This window comes from Streptomyces sp. ADMS (assembly GCF_033441795.1).
In the GTDB taxonomy this organism is placed as follows: Bacteria; Actinomycetota; Actinomycetes; order Streptomycetales; family Streptomycetaceae; genus Streptomyces.
Genome location: NZ_JAVFVX010000348.1, coordinates 1 through 866 on the forward strand (window position 1 = coordinate 1; position 866 = coordinate 866).

The 866-nt window shown below is 69.1% G+C and carries 2 protein-coding genes; both read left to right on the forward strand.

All coding sequences use genetic code 11. The features are described 5' to 3' along the window. On the forward strand, positions 1-277 hold a 277-nt coding region (locus tag RB628_RS40935; RefSeq protein WP_412180806.1), incomplete at its 5' end, for a DUF6879 family protein. Between the two features lie 181 nt (positions 278-458). Continuing rightward, positions 459-866: AAA family ATPase (locus RB628_RS40940; protein WP_318325711.1), on the forward strand; the 408-nt coding region annotated here is incomplete at its 3' end.

The following is an 866-nucleotide window of genomic DNA, read 5'->3' on the forward strand; positions in this document are numbered from 1 at the left end:
GGAATGCGGGCATTCCGTTCGCGTCCTGCCTGCTTCCGCGGTCGCCGCCGCGGAGAGCGATGCGCTGCTGCCGGAGTTGAACCTTCTGGACAGTCGGGTTCTCTACCGTGTGCTGTACACCGCTGACGGTCAACCGGACGGGGCGATTCGCTTCACCGATCCCAGCACCGTGAGGAACTGGGCGGAGTATCTGCAGGCCCTGTACGCGGCTGCGGAGGACGTCCAGGCGTACTTCGGCCGTGCCGTGGCCGACCTGCCTCCGCCGCCCGCGGCCTGACCAGGGCACATCGATCGACGTGCCTACAGAGGGCAACAGGCGCCCCGGAGACTCGCAGAACGACCTCTCCGGGTCGTCTCGCGATGTCGTACAGGCCGGGAGCGTCACTGGTGACATCCACTTCCACCACGCCGCCGCCTCGGGGCCATCCGGGCCCGTCCCACGCCAGCTCCCAGCCGACGTGAACACCTTCGTCAACCGCTCCGACGAACTGGGACAGCTGAACGCGGTACTTGCCGACCGAAACGGCGGGCGCCTCGTCGTCTCCGTTCACGTGGTGGCCGGCACGGCGGGCGCGGGCAAAACCTCACTGGTCCTGCACTGGGCGCACCAGGCCAAGGACCAGTTCCCCGACGGCCAGCTCTTCGTCAACCTCCGCGGGTACGATCCCGGAGAACCAGTCACAGCCGCGCAGGCACTTCAGCGCTTCCTGCGGGCCCTGGGCGTGGCCCCGGCCGAGGTTCCCCAGGACGTCGACGACGCAGCGGCGATGTACCGCTCACTGATCGCCGACCGCCGGGTCCTGATCCTCCTGGACAACGCGGCCACGGTCAGCCAAGTCCGGCCGCTGCTCCCCGGCGGAGGAGAC